The organism is Candidatus Abyssobacteria bacterium SURF_5, from assembly GCA_003598085.1.
Taxonomy (GTDB): Bacteria; Abyssobacteria; SURF-5; order SURF-5; family SURF-5; genus SURF-5.
The window spans coordinates 32,766-51,235 of sequence record QZKU01000099.1; the positions used below are offsets into that span (position 1 = coordinate 32,766).

The 18,470-nt window shown below is 53.8% G+C and carries 12 protein-coding genes; 5 read left to right on the forward strand and 7 right to left on the reverse strand.

Translation table 11 applies throughout. The features are described from left to right. Window positions 1-15: 15 nt before the first annotated feature. The 4 genes from C4520_14230 to C4520_14245 form a co-directional block, all read right to left on the reverse strand. Window positions 16-1,953 carry a HAMP domain-containing protein gene (locus C4520_14230; protein ID RJP18588.1) on the reverse strand — a complete coding sequence of 646 codons (1,938 nt, stop codon included), beginning with the start codon at window positions 1,951-1,953 and terminating at the stop codon, window positions 16-18. Further along, a complete protein-coding gene (phnD, locus tag C4520_14235) occupies window positions 1,937-3,796 on the reverse strand; it encodes a phosphate/phosphite/phosphonate ABC transporter substrate-binding protein (GenBank protein ID RJP18589.1) in 1,860 nt (619 codons plus the stop codon). Before phnD ends, C4520_14230 begins: the two co-directional genes overlap by 17 nt. Window positions 3,797-3,971: 175 nt before the next feature. After that, on the reverse strand, window positions 3,972-6,455 hold the full coding sequence (locus tag C4520_14240; protein ID RJP18590.1) for an ATP-dependent protease: 2,484 nt from the start codon (window positions 6,453-6,455) through the stop codon (window positions 3,972-3,974). Between the two features lie 103 nt (window positions 6,456-6,558). After that, window positions 6,559-7,974 carry an acetyl-CoA synthetase gene (locus C4520_14245; protein RJP18591.1) on the reverse strand — a complete coding sequence of 472 codons (1,416 nt, stop codon included), beginning with the start codon at window positions 7,972-7,974 and terminating at the stop codon, window positions 6,559-6,561. A gap of 221 nt (window positions 7,975-8,195) precedes the next feature. Between C4520_14245 and C4520_14250 the strand changes: the two genes are divergently transcribed. Both C4520_14250 and C4520_14255 read left to right on the forward strand, forming a co-directional pair. Continuing rightward, complete coding sequence (locus C4520_14250; protein RJP18592.1) at window positions 8,196-9,485, forward strand: dicarboxylate/amino acid:cation symporter; 1,290 nt, start codon at window positions 8,196-8,198, stop codon at window positions 9,483-9,485. Between the two features lie 46 nt (window positions 9,486-9,531). Next, window positions 9,532-11,322, forward strand: a complete 1,791-nt coding sequence (locus C4520_14255) for a hypothetical protein (GenBank protein RJP18593.1) — start codon at window positions 9,532-9,534, stop codon at window positions 11,320-11,322. Window positions 11,323-11,343: 21 nt separating this feature from the next. Here the strand turns inward: C4520_14255 and C4520_14260 are convergent, their stop codons facing one another. Further along, on the reverse strand, window positions 11,344-12,138 hold the full coding sequence (locus tag C4520_14260; GenBank protein RJP18594.1) for a crotonase/enoyl-CoA hydratase family protein: 795 nt from the start codon (window positions 12,136-12,138) through the stop codon (window positions 11,344-11,346). 22 nt (window positions 12,139-12,160) lie between these two features. Then, window positions 12,161-13,315, reverse strand: a complete 1,155-nt coding sequence (locus C4520_14265) for an acyl-CoA dehydrogenase (protein RJP18595.1) — start codon at window positions 13,313-13,315, stop codon at window positions 12,161-12,163. 223 nt (window positions 13,316-13,538) lie between these two features. Here C4520_14265 and C4520_14270 point away from each other — a divergent pair, with 223 nt between their 5' ends. After that, window positions 13,539-14,840 carry an MFS transporter gene (locus C4520_14270; GenBank protein RJP18596.1) on the forward strand — a complete coding sequence of 434 codons (1,302 nt, stop codon included), beginning with the start codon at window positions 13,539-13,541 and terminating at the stop codon, window positions 14,838-14,840. 103 nt (window positions 14,841-14,943) lie between these two features. Here C4520_14270 and C4520_14275 read toward each other — a convergent pair whose 3' ends face one another. After that, window positions 14,944-15,621, reverse strand: a complete 678-nt coding sequence (locus C4520_14275) for a DedA family protein (GenBank protein ID RJP18604.1) — start codon at window positions 15,619-15,621, stop codon at window positions 14,944-14,946. 282 nt (window positions 15,622-15,903) lie between these two features. On the opposite strand from C4520_14275, the gene C4520_14280 reads away from it, so the two are divergent. Further along, window positions 15,904-16,551 (forward strand): hypothetical protein, encoded by a 648-nt coding sequence (locus C4520_14280; protein ID RJP18597.1) that lies wholly within the window; start codon window positions 15,904-15,906, stop codon window positions 16,549-16,551. A gap of 10 nt (window positions 16,552-16,561) precedes the next feature. After that, window positions 16,562-18,310, forward strand: coding sequence for a hypothetical protein (locus C4520_14285; protein RJP18598.1), 1,749 nt, complete (start codon window positions 16,562-16,564; stop codon window positions 18,308-18,310). The last annotated feature ends 160 nt before the right edge of the window (window positions 18,311-18,470 follow it).

Genomic DNA, 18,470 nt, shown 5'->3' on the forward strand with positions numbered 1-18,470 from the left:
ATACTTCCCTCGCACTCAGTTGTCCGCCCGGTTGCCCGGATTTTCTTCTCCGGCGGATATTCCGCTTGAAACCGAAGCGCGCTCTTCGCTCATTATCGGGAGTACGACCGTAAACGTGCTTCCCCGCCCGGGCGTGCTCTCCGCAAGAATTTCGCCGTTATGATCCTTGATGATCCCGTAACTGATGGAGAGGCCCAACCCTGTCCCCTCGCCGGGCTTGCGCGTCGTGAAAAACGGGTCGAATATCCGATCACGTATCTCCGGTTTTATCCCCTCGCCCGTGTCCGTTATCGATACCTGAATCGTCCTCTCGTCAGCGCCGCTTGAAACGAACAGGGTGCCGCCATCGGGCATCGCTTTGCGAGCGTTTACAATGATGTTAAGGAATACCTGCTGCAACTCATTCGGATCCCCCAGCACCGGCGGCAGGTTTTCCGTCAGCCGCGTTTCAACCTTCACCCTGTCCTTCTTCAGGTTGCTCTGCATGAATCCCAGGGTCTCCCGGACAACGTCGTTCAAACTCAGCGGGACAAAATGTTTCTCCGACACCCGAGCAAACGTCAGCAAGCTGCCGACAATCGACTTGCATCTCTGGATTTCCCGCTCCACGTAGACGAGGTTCTTCTGGAAGCCCTCGGCTTCCTCATCGCTTACGTTGCGAAAACCGCGCGCACGTACGGTCTCCGCCAGCACTTGCAGAAACGCGTAGATGCCGGCCAGCGGATTATTCAGTTCGTGGGCGATCCCGGCGGCGAGCTCGCCAACAGCCGCTAGTTTGCTCGATTGAATCAGCTTCGCCTGCGCCTCGGCCAGTTGCTCGCTTCGTTTGGCCACTCGTTCCTCGAGCGTCTGATTCCAGCGCTCCAGTTCCTCCCGATATTTTCGCAGATCGGCAACCATCAGGTTGAACGATTTGCTTAACTCCCCCACTTCATCGCTGGTCCGGACCGGAACGTACTGATCCAGGTTTCCTTCGGCAACGGCATTGCTGGCGCGAGAAAGCTCCCGGATCGGGTCAATTGTCTTCGAAACCGTCAGCACGTATATCGGAACCACAATGAGCAACATCAGCCCGACTGCAACGATGGTTGTGATCACAATGTTCCGCTTGGTCCTCGAGAGGTCATCGATCGACTCGAACACGGCCACAATCGCGTCTTTCTTGAAATTGACCACCAGCGGAGCGAGCGACATCTTTACGGAGTGACCGTCGTAATTGTATTCGGAGATATAGGGGACGCCGCTGACTATAACCTGGCTCATCAGCTTCGGAGTCACCTCCTGCCGAACCAGCGCATCGCAGCGTTCGTCGCGTGAACTGCTTTCCACCAGAATTCCGCGATGATACACTTGCAGCCGGTACGCGCCCGCCTTCTGGCAAAGATCCTGAAGAAATTCAGAATCTATTCTCTTCGAAACTGTAACGACCGATCTGCTGTCGGAGCGACCTTCGATCCGAGCCACAGCGGAAATGGCAAGACCGGGTTTACCGTCCTCGAACTCAGACACCAGCCCAATCGTTCTGATTCCAAGCATGCCCAGTCGGCTCAGCTCGGGGTTGCGCTTGGCAAAGCGCGTGCCGCTTCCCCCAATGTCGGAGTAAATCCCGTTCTCATTCAGGAATTCCAGAAGATATATGAGAATCAACCGGCTGTCGCGCGCCTCAGAGATGTGACCCGCAAGCTTCTCGGTGTCGGCGATGAACTCCGCATAAAACGCAAGACTTTTCTCCATGTCGGATACCATCTCCTGCACCAAGCGGACATCGTTGTCCAACTTCTCATTCACCCGCGCTTCGACATTCGAAGAAACCAGATCCATCATCCCGTAAATAATGAAGACGGCAATGAAGATCATCACCGCCAGGAACGGCAGGAAAATCTTGTTCTGCAGCTTGTTCCAGCGGGCAAAGTACCTGTGCATGAGCCGGTTCACGTCACTCCACAACTTCATTTGCAGACAGCGCCGATTTAGGATCCACACCGATCTCCTTCAGCATTCTGTATAAATCCTCATAATCGGCATCGGTGGTGGGCAAAAATCCGCTGGCTCCACCCAGTGAGGAAAGCGCAACTCTGCCTTCCGCATCCTGAGGCATCGCAGCAAGAAACTCCCCGATCGTTGCGCCCACATCAAATTTGGCGGGAAGATCCGATTGAATCTTGCCTTCTTTCCCAAGCGATGAATGACAATCGAAACACGGCAGATTCAGATTCTTACGGACAACAAACGCGTTGTTCGGAACGGGCGGCGATTTCTCCAGAATATGAAATGCCGATTCAAGTTCAGGATTCTCCTTCATGAACATGCGAAGAATCAGGTCTTTTGCCGCTCCGACGTCTGCCTCACGATGCAGAACCGCCAGGATGACGTCGTCATGAGTGCCGACAAAATTGGCCTGAGAAAAGTACGCCCGGTAATCCTGTATCCCCTGTTGCTTGAAATGGTAAAGCGGGAACACGTATCCGGCCGTCGTCGTCCTGCCGGCCATGACGAGACGCTTCCCGCGCATCTGCGCAAGGTTCTTGATCCCGCTGTCGGCCCTGACAAAAATCAGGCCGCGATACATGGAAATCCCGTGATAATCCGGGCGCGCAATAACGTCCACAACGTCGCTTACTGTCGTATAGGCGTAGCTGCCCAGAAAAGCGGCGTTTATCGAACCGTCTGCGAGTGCGCGGCAGACTTCAATATACGCCGAGAACAGCTTGAGCTTGACCGAAAAGCGCTCTCCCAGCTTGTGAGACAGATAATCCGCCAGCGGCTGGTATCTCTGATTTTGCACCATCACGTCCTGCTCGGGCACGATGCCGATCAGAATCTCGTAGCGCTGCGGAATATACCCGGAATTTTCGATGATGCGAGAGCCGGCATCGGAAAAAATGAAGTTGACAAACCGCATGGTGGCCACTTTCGGGTGAGGTCCGAGGACTAGTCCGAACGGCCGCAGAAACTTGTAACTGCCGTCCTTTACGTTCGATCTTGTCGGTTTTACGCCGTTCACGGAGAGAATGTTTACCCTGGGTCTTTCTGAAACAATCTCGCCAAGCGAAGTATACCCGATCGAATTCGCGATCCATTCGATGGAATCGGTTACCTGCCACGGGCGCTCCACCACGACCGCCTCGGAAGTAACAAGCGCGTCTTCCGGCAGATAATGTTTCCGGAATGCCAGCTTCGCCGAGCTGAGTTCCGGACGATCAATCACCACAATCTTCGCGTCCGGACCTCCCACCTCCGACCAATTCGACATCTTTCCGGTATAGATATCCCTGATCTGATCGATACTCAAATTGACGATGTCAAGATTTGGATTAACCGCAAAGACCAGACCGTCACGAGCCAAATGGAGATAGCGCAATGGGTTCACTTTTTCATCGGGCATCCGCTCCCGCGAGATGGCTCCGATATCATATTCCTCCTCCGTTGTCCCCACAATCGCGACGTCAGAATGGGAATCGGGCAGAAAGACAACCTCTATTTCCTTTTCCCTTTTCATGAATTCGCCTGCCAAAATCTTCAGCAGCGGCATGACAGCGGCAGAGCCTGAGACGAATACTTTTTTGTCGCGAACGGCGAGTGATCGGGCGGATGGTTCCTTTTCAGAGCACGATAGTAACGATGCCGATACAAGCGCTACCACAGCGGGAATGCAGAACGTCCACTTCAAATAATTCTCCTTGCTCGACAGATGCCTGAATTTTGTCGTTTCATTATACCATATGGGCAGAGAGTTCCAAAAGAAGGGACATTGTGCGAAAGGATACCATTTGCCGGCGTGATAAATGAAGGGCATGAGCAACAAAGACAACCATCGTCATCTTGCTCGTTGAAGTGCGCCCGCTTCAGTGCTGAACTCTTAAACTGCTTCAATCCTGAAAAAGCTCGCAGAATTCAGCTATTGCGACCCTGAATCTTATCGGATAATTAAGGAGCTTCGTTTCTCGGAGGGGATTTCTCAATGCGTCGCCTCAATTCTTATTATTGGCGACTTTCGTCTCACCGTCGCCGTAGTACTCCTTCAGCCCTCTGCTCAAAATTTCCAATCGGTCTACTACAAGACGATTCAGCGTCCCCTTCGGGTATTTCCCTGTCTTCGTCCGCGTCCCGCACTTCATGCCGGTCAAGAGCTCCAACCCCTCGTCAACGGTGTTGACGGAAAAGATGTGGAATTTTCCTTTACGGACCGCTTCGACTATCTCTTCATTCAACATCAAATCGTCCACGTTCATTCGCGGTATGAGAACGCCTTCATTCCCCTTAAGGCCTCTCGTCTTGCAGATCTTGAAAAACCCCTCGATTTTTTCGTTCACGCCGCCGATCGGCTGTACGTTCCCTTTCTGGTCTATTGAACCGGTTACCGCAAGATTCTGTCTGATGGGCACTTGCGCAACGCTCGAAATGAGCACGTACAGTTCGGCCGTAGACGCGCTGTCGCCGTCAACCTCTGCATACGATTGCTCGAAGCAGATGCTCGCGCTGAGAGTCAGCGGCTTGTCCTGCGCGTACTTGCCGCGCAGGTACCCGCTCATGATGAGCATTCCCTTGTCATGCGTGCTTCCGCTTAACTTGGACTCGCGTTCGATGTTTACGATCCCGGCGCGGCCCATCGACGTCTCAGCCGTAATTCGTACCGGCTTCCCAAACACGTGGTCGCCCGTATGATAAACCGCAAGGCCGTTGATCTGCCCGATCTTGCTGCCGGCAGTGTCAATGCGGATGCGGCCGTCATCCACATATTCCTTTATTATCAATTCAAGTTGACTCACTCGCTCGATGCGATCCTTGATTGCTTGCTGGACATGCTTCGAGCTTATGCATGCGACCTTTTCCTTTTGCCCGAGATAGCTCGCCTCACGAATCACATCGGCTACCTCGCTAAAGCGGGTGGTTATCTTTTTCTGCCTGCCCGCCTCCTCCACACCAAATTCGATTACGGCGGCGGCGCCCGTCGGATCAAGATGAAGCAGTCCCTCACGGTTGCAGAGGCTGTTCATGAAGTTCAAGTAATCCCGTATATGCTTCTGACTGTTCTCCATGTCCGGCACAAAGTCCGATTTCACCTTGAAGACTTTGCGGAAATCTTCATCGTATCCGTGCAGCATCCGATACAGGTAGTAATCGCCTACCATTACCACTTTGAGATTTATGTTAATCGGCTCAGGCTTCATTCCCGAAACGGAAAAGAACGGGAACATCCCGGTCGTCGGAATCTCGACCACTTTGTTTATAAGCGCCCGTTTCAGGGTCTTCCAGACATACGGCTCGGTAAGAGCGTCCATCGCATTAAAGACGAGGTAACCCCCGTCGGCGCGCAAAATGGAGCCGGCTTTGATCCTCATATGATTGGTCTCGGGCTCGCCGCTGCGAGAAAAGGAAGTCTCCACCGTTCCGAAAAGATTGTGGAACGTCGGTGAATTCTCAATCACGATCGGAACCCGCTTCGTTTCAGAATTATCCACGATCACATTGACCTGGTACTCCAGAAACGAGTCCTCGATCCGAATCGTCGGCAGGCCGGGCGCAGGCGCATACTCGACCGGACCGCGCTTGAACCGGTCGATATCCAAAAGCACATTGTCTTTCACCTGTTCAAGGAAATCAAGAATCTCCTCGTTTTCCCCATATTTCACCTTCAGGCTCTCTATGAAACCGTCAACCACAAACAGCGCGAAATCGCGGTCAAGTTTTTCCAATTTCTCCTTCACCTCTCGCTCAATCGCGGCGGCGGCCTTTAGTATCTCCTGCAATTGCTTGTCGTACTCGATATACTTCTTCTTGAATTCCTCGAGATCAACTCCCGTTATCTTGCCCGCATTGACTAGTGCAACATATTCTTCAACCGGAATAGGCTTCCCCTCGACCAGCGGCGCAATCCCCGATTTGGTCAGAGTGCCCACCTTCATCTGAATAAGAGCCAGGTTTTCCTGATTCAGTTTTTCCTGGAACGGCTGAAAAATATCTTCTTCTGATGCGCGCAATCGACTCACAATCTCCTCGCGACTCTCCTGGTAGTTCTCACTTTCAAATACCTTCGGTATATTCGACGTCAGAGAATCGATCAGGTCTTCCATATCTTTTCTGAATCGCTTCCCGAAGCCGGCGCGAAGCTCGATAATTCGCGGCATATCAGGCATTTTGAAATTATGCACAAAACATTTATCGTTGGGCACGCCGTTCTTGACCTTGAGCTTTTCAAGAATGAACTTCACGGTCGTCATCTTGCCCGTTCCGCTTAATCCCGCAACATACACGTTAAAGCCGGGACTGCCGATGGCAAGGCCGGTTTCCATTGCCTTCAATGCCTTTCCCTGACCGATTATCTCCATTTTCTCTTTGATATCTGCGGTGGTCTTGAATTTAAACAAGGCCGGATCGCACTTCCACCGCAACTGTTCGGGTTTCAATTCCAGGTTCTTTATTGGCATCGTCCGATATATCCCTTCCTTCTCCATATAAAAGCATGGGTAACTCACCCCGGGTGACGTTCATTCTACTCAAACCATTCAGACAGAGTCAAGTTACAACCAAAGTGAACAGTGGACTTTACCATCACCGTCATCCGCGTGCCCTTCGATGCTTGCCGTACAACACAAGCGCATTCATCGCGCGGGCGCAAGTCTCAGGCGACTCGAAGAACGGGATGTTGCCCCTCTTCAGAATCTCGAATGTTGCGGTGCTCTTGTATTCCCGCATGGCAAATGCGAGCACCGGCTTCTTGTGTTTTGCCGGAATCTCCGCAATCATGGCGCAGCCGTCGACAAGCGATTTCATCACGTCGACCGGCGTCGTCCGGTGAATCCCGCCGTAGGGAGGCATGATGATCAAGCCGTCAATATAATCCTGTTTCGCAAGCACCTCGATCGCAGCGGCATAATCCAGGTGACTCTTCCGCGCAATCAGGTCAACCGGATTCAGGAGCGGAGGCGAAAATTCGCGTACATGCTTGCGCAGTTCCTGCTGAGTCTCAGAGTGCAGGACCGGCACTTCCAATCCCATCTTCGCGCACGCTTCGGAAGTCACCACGCAAAAACCGCCTCCTCCGGATGCAATAGCAACCCGATTCCCCCGCGGAAGCGGCTGGTTTCCAAGCGCTTCCGCATAATCAAACATTTCCAGCATGTTCTCGCAAATGATGACGCCCGCCTGCCGGCATGCAGCATCGAATATGTCGGCGCTGCCGGTCAAAGAAGCAGTGTGACTTGCCGCGGCACGCGCGCCCACCGCCGTGCGGCCTACCTTGTAGACCAGCACCGGCTTGTTTGCAGTTGCCTTGCGGGCGGCCTCCAGAAAACGCTTGCCGTCGCTGACACCTTCCAGGTACAGCGTGATTGCCTTCGTCTCTTCGTCATCCGCCAGATACTCGAGATAATCGCATACATCCAGGCTCGCCTGATTTCCGGAGCTCACAAACCTGGCGAAGCCGTATCCTTTCGCCTGCGCAACGTCAAACAGATAATCTCCCATCGTTCCGCTCTGTGATATGAATGCGGTGGGACCGGGCTGTACGATTCCCCAAAAACACAGGTTCAAACGCACGGCAGAACTCCAGATGCCATTGCAGTTCGGACCCACGAAGCGAATGCCGCTCTCCATCGAGAGCCGCTTTAATTCCTCCTGCATCTGCCTGCCTTGGTCACCGATCTCGGCAAAACCCGCAGTAATAATGACAGCGCCGCCCACCTTTTTGCAGACGCACTGCCGGAATACGTCAACCGCCTGCGCCGCGTTCACCACAATAACCGCCAAATCGATCTCGGCCGGAACATCCAAAACGCTCTTGTACGCCTTGATCCCGCAGACTTGATCCTCTTTCGGGTTTACCGGATACACCTCTCCGCGAAATTGGCTCCAGTCGAGCACACTGCGCATTGTGCCGTTGCCCCACCTCTCGGGGTTATTCGATGCGCCGACCACAGCTACCGAGCGCGGACGAAATATCGGATCCAACTGTCTCTTTATCGCATAGTTCATGTGCGAGTGCTCCAATCTTTTCTGGGAAATGCGAAAGAAAGGGATTGATCACGCAATATTTTAGTTCTCTTACATCCCGACGTCAAGCCTCCACCCACAATCCTGCCGCCCAATGACTCGCAATCCGTGAACCGGCCCGTACAGAGGTTGACTTACCCGCGGAAAGTTGATAATCTCGAAAAAGAATCCCTTTCGTCCCAAAACCCGCGGAACATCTCGATATGCAAGAACCCAGAACAGGCACGAGCGGAAAAATACTCGCCGGCATCGTCATCGGGATGATCGCCGGAGGCATATGCGGATGGTTCTTCGGCGAGCGAATGGAGACCGTCAAGTGGATCGGCGACCTGTTTCTGAACGCCCTGAAGATGATCATCGTCCCCCTGATCGTGGCGTCGATGATCACCGGCATCGGAAACCTCGGCGATATTCGAAAACTCGGGCGGACGGGCCTCTATACATTTGCATATTTTCTCAGTACAACCGGAATCTCCGTGCTTATTGGCCTGATGCTGGTCAATATCTTTACGCCCGGAGCCGGGATGAATTTCGGCGAGACATATGCCCCAACTGCGGTGTTGGAGAAGGATCTTTCCCTGACCGCTGTCCTCATCGGTATGATTCCAGAAAATATTTTCGAGGCCGCCGCCAAAAATGACGTGCTCCCGCTTATCGTTTTCTCGCTCTTCTTCGGAGCTGTGACAAGTACGCTCGGCGAACGCGGCAAACCTGTTCTCGTTTTTTTTGGGGCCGTTAACGAAGCCATCATGAAAATGGTGCATATCATCCTGTATTTCGCGCCGATCGGTGTGTTTGCGCTCATCGCCTACCGCCTCGGGAAGGCGGGCGGCGGCGACTTATTCTGGGCGGCGCTGGCAAAGTTGTTCTCGTATGCGGGAACAGTCATCCTCGGTTTGTTAATGCACGCACTCCTTGTCCTGCCGTTCCTGCTCTGGCTCCTTGGCAGGCGGAATCCGGCGCAATATTCCCTTAACATGATGCCCGCGCTAACTACTGCATTTTCGACCGCATCGAGCTCCGCCACGCTCCCGCTGACAATGGAATGCGTCGAGCACCGAAATGACGTATCCAATGAATCCGCATCGTTTGTTCTTCCCATGGGCGCAACTATTAACATGGACGGCACTGCCCTCTATGAGGCGGTGGCGGCAATGTTTATCGCGCAAGCCTATGGCGTGACGCTCGGTCTTCCGGAACAGGCAATCATCTTCCTCACCGCAACCCTCGCCGCAATAGGAGCGGCCGGTATTCCCGAGGCCGGACTCGTGACAATGGTGATTGTACTGAAGTCGGTCGGCCTCCCCCTCGAAGGGATCGGGCTCTTGCTTTCTATAGACTGGTTTCTCGATCGATGCAGAACCACCGTCAACGTATGGGGCGATGCGGTCGGAGCCGCTGTCGTCGACAGAATCGCCGGAATCGGGAAAAAAGAGCAGATCGTCCGCCCGGCTGCATCCCTGCCTGTGCAGGAGCACACGATCAAGAGGTGATTCCCCATGAAAAATTCACCACTTGAATCGGAGACGCACGCGAAGTATGGCGACGGCAATCCACAGAAATAATTTCGCACAGTTCTTCTCGCGTCTTTACGATAGCCGCCTTTTCCTCCTCGCATGCTATTGTTCCTGTATCGCGAGTGCCGCATGCTTCTCCTGGCTTCTCTGGGATATCGAAGGCACCTTCAACCGTTTCCCCGACGCTTATTCCGTCTCCTATCAGACCGTCTACCTCGCTTCCGGGGCATTCGGATTTTTCTTCCTCTGGCATCTCTTCTCCGCGCTGTCATCCTGTTTGACCCATAGGCCATTCAAAACTGCTCTGGTAGACAATGCCGCGCCGTTTGTCGCCGTTGTGATCAGCTTTCTTGCGGCCTTCCCCCATCGCTCATATATAGCGGCCGAAATCAGCCGATTTCACCTGGTACATTCCCTGATAACGAGAGCCGGCGCCGCTGCCGCCGAGACCGAAATAATTTTCCTGGCCGTCGCCCTCATCCCGGCCTCTTTCCTCGCGCTGGCGACAAACCTGCACGTCCTGAAAAACCTGCGCCTCGATTTCGGCATGATTCAAATCCTCAGATGCTTCATTTTCTTGCTCTTATCGGGAGCGGCATGTGCCGGATGGGCCGGATGGAGGGAGCGGGCATTTGAACGTCGCCCCGGAGAGAACAATATTTTATTCATCATTTCTGATGCGCTTACACCATCTCACATGAGCTGTTACGGCTATGACAAGAATACGACGCCTCACATCGCCCAGTTGGCCGAAGAGGGGCTTCTTTTCAAGAATTTCATCGCCGCATCAAGCTGGAGCTTGCCTTCATATACCACCATCTACACGTCTCGCTATTTTTCCTACAGTCTGGATCCGAACGGGGACGGATGGAGGAATCCGGCTCTGAATATGGCGCAAATAATGGCTGATAACGGGTGGTACACGAAATCGTTGCTGACGAATCCGTTCGCAGCGAACGCATATCAGGCAACCGGCATCCAGGTCGACGCGACAATGGATTTCGTTTACGGCTCGGCCTTGCTTACGGACAGGGCAATCGGCCTGCTCAGAGAACATCGAACCAAACGTTTCTTCTTTCATATCCAGTACATGGACCCGCACGGCCCCTACTCGCCGCCCGAGCCCTACCGGAGCGCTTTTTTTGATGAAACCGAGCCGTGCGCCGACAGTTATGACGGCGAAATCGCCCATCTCGATTACCAGATATCGCGCCTGATCTCGGAACTCGAGCAACTGGAATTATCAGATAACACCTATGTTGTCATCACCGCGGACCACGGCGAGGGGATTGAAACATGCAGCGGACACATCTATTCCCTTGAAAATGAACTGATCAATATTCCGCTTATCATTTGGGGGCCGAAAATGCCTCGCGGGAAAAAGATCGAACAGGTCGCCGGACATGTGGACCTCCTGCCGACTTTCGTCGAGTGGATCGGCGGAAAAATGGATCCCCGCTTCCAAGGGAAAAGCCTCATGCCGCTCATCCGGGATGAGGAAGCGGAAGACCGCGTTATTTTCAGCGAGTTGTACCTGCCGCGTACAAATCCCGAATACCATTATGTCAGTGTCAGGAAAGGACAATGGAAATTGTTGACGGGTGACCCCAAAGGCGACGCTCTCTATGATGTCAAAACAGACCCTTCTGAGGATATAAGTCTTGTGGGACAGGAGAGCGAACCTCTCAAATTGTTGAAGACCGAAGTCGAACGCTTCAGGAACGGGATTGAACGGGGGCCGCTCTCCCTGCAAGGAGGAGCTTTTTCGAAAGAAGAAAAGGACGCGCTCAAGGCTCTCGGATACGTCCAGTGATTCTCTCGCGCGCTTAGTGGATTACTTACCCTTGAACTCGGGTTTGCGCTTCTGCATGAATGCCATCGGCCCCTCTACCGCATCCTCCGATTTGTACACCGGCGTCGCAAGCCGGGTCTCGCGCCTAAACGCGTCTTCGAGCGGCAGGCTGAGGCATTCGACCGCCGACTGCTTGATCGCTTTCACTGCAAGCGGACCATTCTCGGAAATGCGTTGTGCAATACGCTCGGCAGTCGGCATCAATTCCTCCGGCGAAACGACGTAATTCACCAGCCCGATTCGATGAGCCTCGCGCGCATCGATCTTCTCGCCCGTCAATAAGATTTCCATTGCCTTGCAAAACGGGATTTGCCGCGGCAGGCGCACCGTCGATCCGCCTGCGGGAAAAAGACCCCAGCGCACTTCCTGCAGCGCAAAGAAGGCCTTTTCCGAGGCGATACGGATATCCATCCCAAGCAGCATCTCTAATCCTCCCGCGATGCAGTAGCCGTTAACCGCTGCCACAATTGGCTTCCAGAGATCAAAATCCCGCAGCATCGCCGATTGGAATATTTTAGCCACCTCGCCCGTCAGCAAACCCTCGATCCCCTCGGGAGAGGCGGTAATTCGCGGGATCAACGTGGCGAGATCGGCGCCCGCGCAGAATGAGTTGCCGACGCCGGTAACAATGGCGACCAGCAACGACGGATCATCCCGAAAGTCGATCCAGGTCTGCCCAAGTTTCTCAAGCGTCTCGGGATCGAGCGCGTTGCGCGCTTCGGGCCGGTTCAGCGTTATGTACGCGATGTTGCCCTTCTTCACATAATCTACCGACATTGCCCTCTCCCCTGTTCCGGAACTATTGAAGCAGCAGCCTGCCAATGATCTCGCGCTGGATTTCCGACGTGCCTCCGCCGATGGGGCCGATCCGCGAATCGCGCCACAGCCGCTGAATCGGGTATTCCATCATATAACCATATCCGCCAAAGAGCTGAAGCGACTGATTGATGACACGATTGGACATCTCGCAGGCGAACAACTTGCACATGGCGACTTCGACGTTGCAGGGCTCCTGTTCGATATGCATCCGGATCGTGTTGTACACTAACTGGCGCGCAGCCTCGATCTCAGTGGCCATATCCGCGATCTTGTGGCGAGTCACCTGAAACTTTGCAATCGGTCTCCCGAATTGGACGCGGTCCTTCGAATACTCGATCGCAAGGTCGAGCGCTTTCTGGGCTTCACATACGGCGCCGATTGCCATATATAAGCGCTCCTCCTGAAAATGGATCATGATCTGGTAAAAACCCATGTTCTCCTCGCCAAACAGTGCGCTTCTCGGCACGCGCACATCCTCGAAAGCGAGTTCGGCCGTGTTCCCGGAGCGCCAGCCCAGCTTGTCAAGGTCCCGGCTGACCGTGAAACCCGGTAGATTCGTGTCAACAAGAAAGAGGCTGATGCCGGCGTGCCCCTTCTCCTTGTCGGTTTTGGCGGCCAGGATGATGAAGTCGGCGATTCCGCCGTTCGTGATGAATATCTTGCTGCCATTGATGACGTAGCTGTCACCGTCGAGCACTGCGGAGGTTCGGATCGAGCCGACATCCGAACCTGCATTCGGTTCCGTCACCCCCAAACAGCCGATGACCTCGCCCCTGACGCCCGGCACAAGATACTTCTGCTTCTGCTCCTCCGTTCCGAGCATCGAAAGATACGGCAGCACGATGGTGGCATGCATTCCAATGGAAGCAGATACGCCGGCAACGTTGCAGGCGCCCATCTCCTCGCCATAGACGATCGTGGAAACGAAGTCGCCGCCCGCCCCGCCATATTCCTCGGGAATGTTTAGGCCCAGGAAGCCCAATTCGCCAAAACGCTTGAACAGTTCCCGGTGAGGAAAGCCGCCCCGCCGATCCCACTCGTCGGCATGCGGAGCGATTTCCTTTTGAAGAAAGCTGCGAACCGAGCGCCGCAGCATTTCATGTTCTTCAGTGAAAATAGGATGTTGTCTGCCCACGGTCCCTCCCGCTTGCGTATTCCCTTAGTTCCAACTCAACTAATCGCCTTCAACAGTCTGCGCAGACTCAAATGTATACCAGCTTTTAAGCATATGTCAAGCATCTCAAAGCAGAATTGGATGGTCATTGACTAAGCGCAAGGGCCGGTGATAGAATGGGCCCCTTATCCGAAACACGGCGATCCATTCCTCATCAAAACAGAAAGTTCTCAACCAGATCCCGATGACTTCCGAGGCTTCGACAAAGGCGCAATCAATCACGCCGGGCAGGATGGCCCACATCACGCTCGCCATCCTCTTTGTCATGAACCTCCTCAACTACATCGACCGGAGCGTGCTCAATGGCATGCTGCCGCTCATCAAGGATGAATGGGCACTTTCAGACCGCGCGCTCGGGATGCTGGTATCGGCCTTCATTTTCACCTACATGATTTTCTCCCCCCTTTTCGGATGGTTGGGCGACCGGTATGCGCGCAAGTGGATTGCCGGCGCCGGAGTGGCCGGTTGGAGCATTACCACTGCCGCATCGGCTCTCGCACAGAATTTTGCGCAACTATTCGGATTCCGCCTCCTCCTCGGGGTCGGGGAAGCGAGCTATTCGACGACTGCGCCCACCATCATCACCGACCTGTATCCCCGCGAGAGCCGCTCCAAAATGCTCGCCTTTTTCTATGTCGCAATTCCCGTCGGGTTCGCCCTCGGCTACATTCTGGGCGGCGCGCTCGGCGTTCGCTTCGGATGGCGGCCCGCTTTTCTCATCGTCGGACTTCCGGGCCTTCTGATGGCGCTCGCGATTACGTTCATCCGGGAACCCGTTCGCGGACAAAGCGAAGCCGTAAGTGAGGAAGAATTAGCCCAGTATTTGAAAACCAAGCTTCCGCTCAAGGCTTACTTTGACCTGGCGCACATACCTTCCTATGTATTCGATACTATCGGTATGACCTTGATGACCTTTGTGACCGGCGGCCTGGCGGCATGGATGCCGACTTACTTCTATCGAGTCCGTGGACTCTCACTCCAAAATGCCGACCTCTACTTCGGTATTGCCACACTGGCGGCCGGCATCATTGGAACATTTTTCGGCGGCTGGCTTGCAGACCGGCTTCAGAAACGGTGGGAGAGCGCGTATTTCCTCGTATCCGGAGCGGGATTATTGCTCAGCGTTCCCTGTGCGATTATCGCCCTCACCGCCCGAACTCCACTCGTATATTGGCAGGCGGTTTTCTGGGCCGAGTTCTTCCTGTTCGTCAATACCGGCCCGTCCAACGCAATCATTATCAATGTGACCATGCCGAAAATGCGCGTTACCGCATTTGCGCTCAACATCTTCTTCATTCATGCCCTCGGAGACGTCATCTCGCCGGTACTCGTCGGGTGGGTGTCGGACCTGACGAATCTGCACTTTGCTTTGCTGGCCATCATGCCGATCGTGATGGCGCTCAGTGCGGCAGCTTATCTGATGGGCGCGCGCCACCTCGTTCGGGACTCGGAGCGCGTGCTCGAACGCATACGGACATCATCTTAAGAAGAAAATGCTTCGAGGAAAAGTGAAAGATTTTGAAGGTGAGTGCTGCAAGACTTCAACGCGGCAAGCGATCAATAATGAGACGTTTGGCGCTGTTCGAATCTCAATCCTCAGGGCACGCGGCCCTCTCAGCGACGGCATCCGAAGACTTTCTGCGGGAGCGAACGAACTCGATTATACCCGGCAGGATCGAGATGAAGATGATTGCAAAGATCACCAGCGAAAAATTGTTCTTGACCACCGGCATATTCCCAAAGAAATAGCCGCCCAGCACAAAAAGCAACACCCAAAACGTTCCGCCTAAAACGTTGTATACGATAAAATGGCGGTAGTTCATGCTCCCAATGCCGGCCACAAAGGGCGCAAATGTCCGAATGATAGGAATAAATCTTGCCAGGACAATTGTCTTGCCCCCGTATTTCTCATAAAACCGATGAGTCCGGTCAAGGTGCTCCTTGTTCAGGAATCGCGAATTAGTCTTCGTGAAAACTTTCGGACCGGCCGCATGACCGATCCAGTAATTAGCGGTATCTCCAGCGATCGCCGCAATGATCAAAAGAATCAGCACCAGCTTTACATCCAGCGAGCCGAGGGCGGCCAAAGCGCCTACGGCAAACAACAGCGAATCTCCCGGAAGAAACGGCGTGACCACAACGCCGGTCTCGAAAAAGATGATGCAAAAGAAAATGGCATATGTCCAGTTGCCGAAATTCTTGATGACCACATCCAGGTGCTTGTCCAGATGCAATATGATGTCAAAGAAATATTTGATTAATTCCATCAAGCCCGCCCTTACCATAGAAGATTTTGTATCTGATTCAGAGATGTATTTTACCATAACCGAGCGCCAGGCAACAACCTCATTTCCCGCTTTGAGGGCGGGCGTTCACTTTGATAGAATGGATGTGATACTAACGGCCCTGTCCCGATGTCAGAATCGCATGAAGAAAGAATTACTATTGCAGAAATCCGATCTCTACTATTTCTATCGTCCGTTGACATATATCTATGCCGGAATTAAAGGAATGCGCTTTCACATTGGCCTTCACAACAGATCAAAGCCATGATTGCGGAAATTGTTCCGGGTACCTATGACGCACTAGGAAAACAGGTCTCGCAGCCGAGAAACAAGCGTTACCATGTGCTCTTCGCTCCAACGCTCCCTCTTGGCCGTTATCTCAATCGACCGTTATCCGTAAAATGTTCCAATCTCGATGAAGTCCATTGCTTCCTCAGGCAATGCCGATATGTCTCAGACCTAAAACAGTTCGGACAAAGGGATTATTGGATGCCGCCCGAGGATTTCGAGATCAAGAAAAAAGGAGATTGCGAGGACTTCGCCCTCTGGACCTGGCGGCAACTGATGGCTCTGGGCTACGAAGCTCGCCTCGTCTTGGGCACGCGAGGAAGATACGGATCGGGCCACGCATGGGTCACTTTTACTGATGACGAGCGAATCTTCCTCGTTGAACCATGCCTGGCGTGGCTGAGCAAAAAACTGCCCCGCTTCTCTGTTCTCCGATATAAACCGGAACTCTCTGTCACATATAGCGGTGATCGCTTGCGGTATTTTGAACATCAAGAATCTCCTTATGATCCTGCGTTTCGCGAGGCTTTGCCGCTGATCTGCGAATGGATTGCATTCACCGGTAAATATTCCCATAAAATCGTTGCCCGTAGAATCCGGACTTACATTTCGCAAATAAAATAAGGGGAAAAAGATGAATACCAATACATCCTTTGCGTCCTCCCGGCCCCCATCACAAACCCTTCTGATCACGGGCGGCAAAGTCCATGTCATGGATGGCGTCACTCCCCCGGCCGAAGCGATTGTTTTGAAAAACGGCCGCGTGGCCGGAGTTGGCTCTTCAGAGGAGATGAAAAACCTCGCAGGGTCCGCGGCTGAACCCCTGGACATTCATGGTTGCTCGGTAATGCCGGGCCTCATAGACACGCATCCTCACCTCCTCCATTTCGGAGCATTGAGTTATCCACTCGCCAATCTGGCGGACGCGCAGTCGCATGAAGACATCGTCCAGCAAATACAAAAAAAGGCGTCTGAGACTCCGGCCGGAGAATGGGTGATGGCGACCCCCGTGGGAGAGGCTCACTACTTCATTCGCCGTTCCTATCGCGACCTGAAGGAGCGAAACCTCCCCCAAAAAAAGGTATTGGATCGCGCCACTACACAACATCCGGTGCTCATTCAGGCGTGGGCGCCCGTGATCCCGAACGTGTGCGCCCTCAATAGCCTCGGGCTCCGCACTCTCGGCATCACCAGGGAAACTCCCGACCGGGTGGAGAACGTATGGATCGAGAAAGACGCGAACGGAGAACCAACGGGCATCCTTCACGGGTCGGTCAACCTCTATTACACCAATGATTCTTTCATCGATTCGCTCTGGAAGCAGATTCCGTTTCTCAATCCGGAATCGATTTTCCCCGGTACCCGCGGAGCGATGGCCGAATACAACCGCATAGGCGTCACAACGGTCTATGAGGGACATATGATGAGCCCTGCGGAGATCGAGATATATCGAACGCTCCGGGAAAATGACGAGCTGACCGTGCGTGTGCTTACCGCACTCGAATCCGAGATCTACGGGCTCCCGTGGGCATTACCGCTTTCGGATGAGGAGTTCGAGGAAAACCTGAAGCTTGCGCTCTCCATGACAAACACGAATGACGATTTTCTCCGCTCAAACGGAGTAACCATCTCGCGTGGCGGCCCCTGTTGGCCCGGCTTTCTGCGAATGCACGAAAGCTATCCCGGCCCCTACGAAAAACCCACACGCGGATTCACTTTCGTCTCCGGCGAAAAGGAAGCGAGAGCAATTGAATTCTGTGCCAGAAACAAGCTGCGCCTGAATTGCATCAATACCGGCTATCGAGACCACGATGAGTTTTTGGATCGCGCCGAAACCCTGCTCGCCGGCTTGAGCGAGGCCTCCCGCGGCTGGATTCTGCAGCACGTTTATCTGCTGAAGCAGGAACATGCAAGGCGCTATGCACGCCTCCGATTCCATGCGACAACAAGCATGTCATTCTCCTGGGGAAAAGGAGACCTGATGAGAAAACGCTTCGGAAACGACATCCTGCAGGACCTGATCCCCCTGCGAAGGCTCCTAGATGCCGGACTTGTCGTCGGCTGCGGAACCGATTGGGGACCAAAAAACATTTTCGAGCACATACAGCTTGCGCAAACCCATCGCTTCTGTGGAAGCGGAACCTGTAATCTCGGGCCGGCGCAGCCGGTCACTCGGATGGAGGCCGCCCTCATGTGGACCCGTGATGCCGCGCGTGTTCTCGATTGGGAAAACATCGGGACGCTTCGCCCAAGCGATTACGCCGATCTGATTATAACCGACCGTGACCCCCTCACGTGTGATCTGGATGATTTGCCGCAAACAAAAGTGGTGCGAACATTCCTTGGCGGCCGCACCGTATATGACGACGGCACGCTCCCTTGAAACTGAGCGACGGAAGACCATTATCGGATTCGTCATCAGCGACCAAGTGAATCGCGGGTGCCGCCCAGGGCTTACGCATCTAAATTCCGAGTAATTTCTGTAGGAAAGTTTGATCGAGGGCGGCTTTTGTTCTTTTTCTTCTGAGTGATAGCTTTGGTGT

Coding starts and splice junctions, on each gene's coding strand:
- C4520_14275 (RJP18604.1), bottom strand. CDS start 15,621: ATGGAATTAATCAAATATTTCTTTGACATCATATTGCATCTGGACAAG.
- C4520_14255 (RJP18593.1), top strand. CDS start 9,532: ATGGCGACGGCAATCCACAGAAATAATTTCGCACAGTTCTTCTCGCGT.
- C4520_14250 (RJP18592.1), top strand. CDS start 8,196: ATGCAAGAACCCAGAACAGGCACGAGCGGAAAAATACTCGCCGGCATC.
- C4520_14260 (RJP18594.1), bottom strand. CDS start 12,138: ATGTCGGTAGATTATGTGAAGAAGGGCAACATCGCGTACATAACGCTG.
- C4520_14270 (RJP18596.1), top strand. CDS start 13,539: ATGACTTCCGAGGCTTCGACAAAGGCGCAATCAATCACGCCGGGCAGG.
- C4520_14230 (RJP18588.1), bottom strand. CDS start 1,953: ATGAAGTTGTGGAGTGACGTGAACCGGCTCATGCACAGGTACTTTGCC.
- C4520_14245 (RJP18591.1), bottom strand. CDS start 7,974: ATGAACTATGCGATAAAGAGACAGTTGGATCCGATATTTCGTCCGCGC.
- C4520_14240 (RJP18590.1), bottom strand. CDS start 6,455: ATGGAGAAGGAAGGGATATATCGGACGATGCCAATAAAGAACCTGGAA.
- C4520_14285 (RJP18598.1), top strand. CDS start 16,562: ATGAATACCAATACATCCTTTGCGTCCTCCCGGCCCCCATCACAAACC.
- phnD (RJP18589.1), bottom strand. CDS start 3,796: ATGCCCTTCATTTATCACGCCGGCAAATGGTATCCTTTCGCACAATGT.
- C4520_14280 (RJP18597.1), top strand. CDS start 15,904: ATGATTGCGGAAATTGTTCCGGGTACCTATGACGCACTAGGAAAACAG.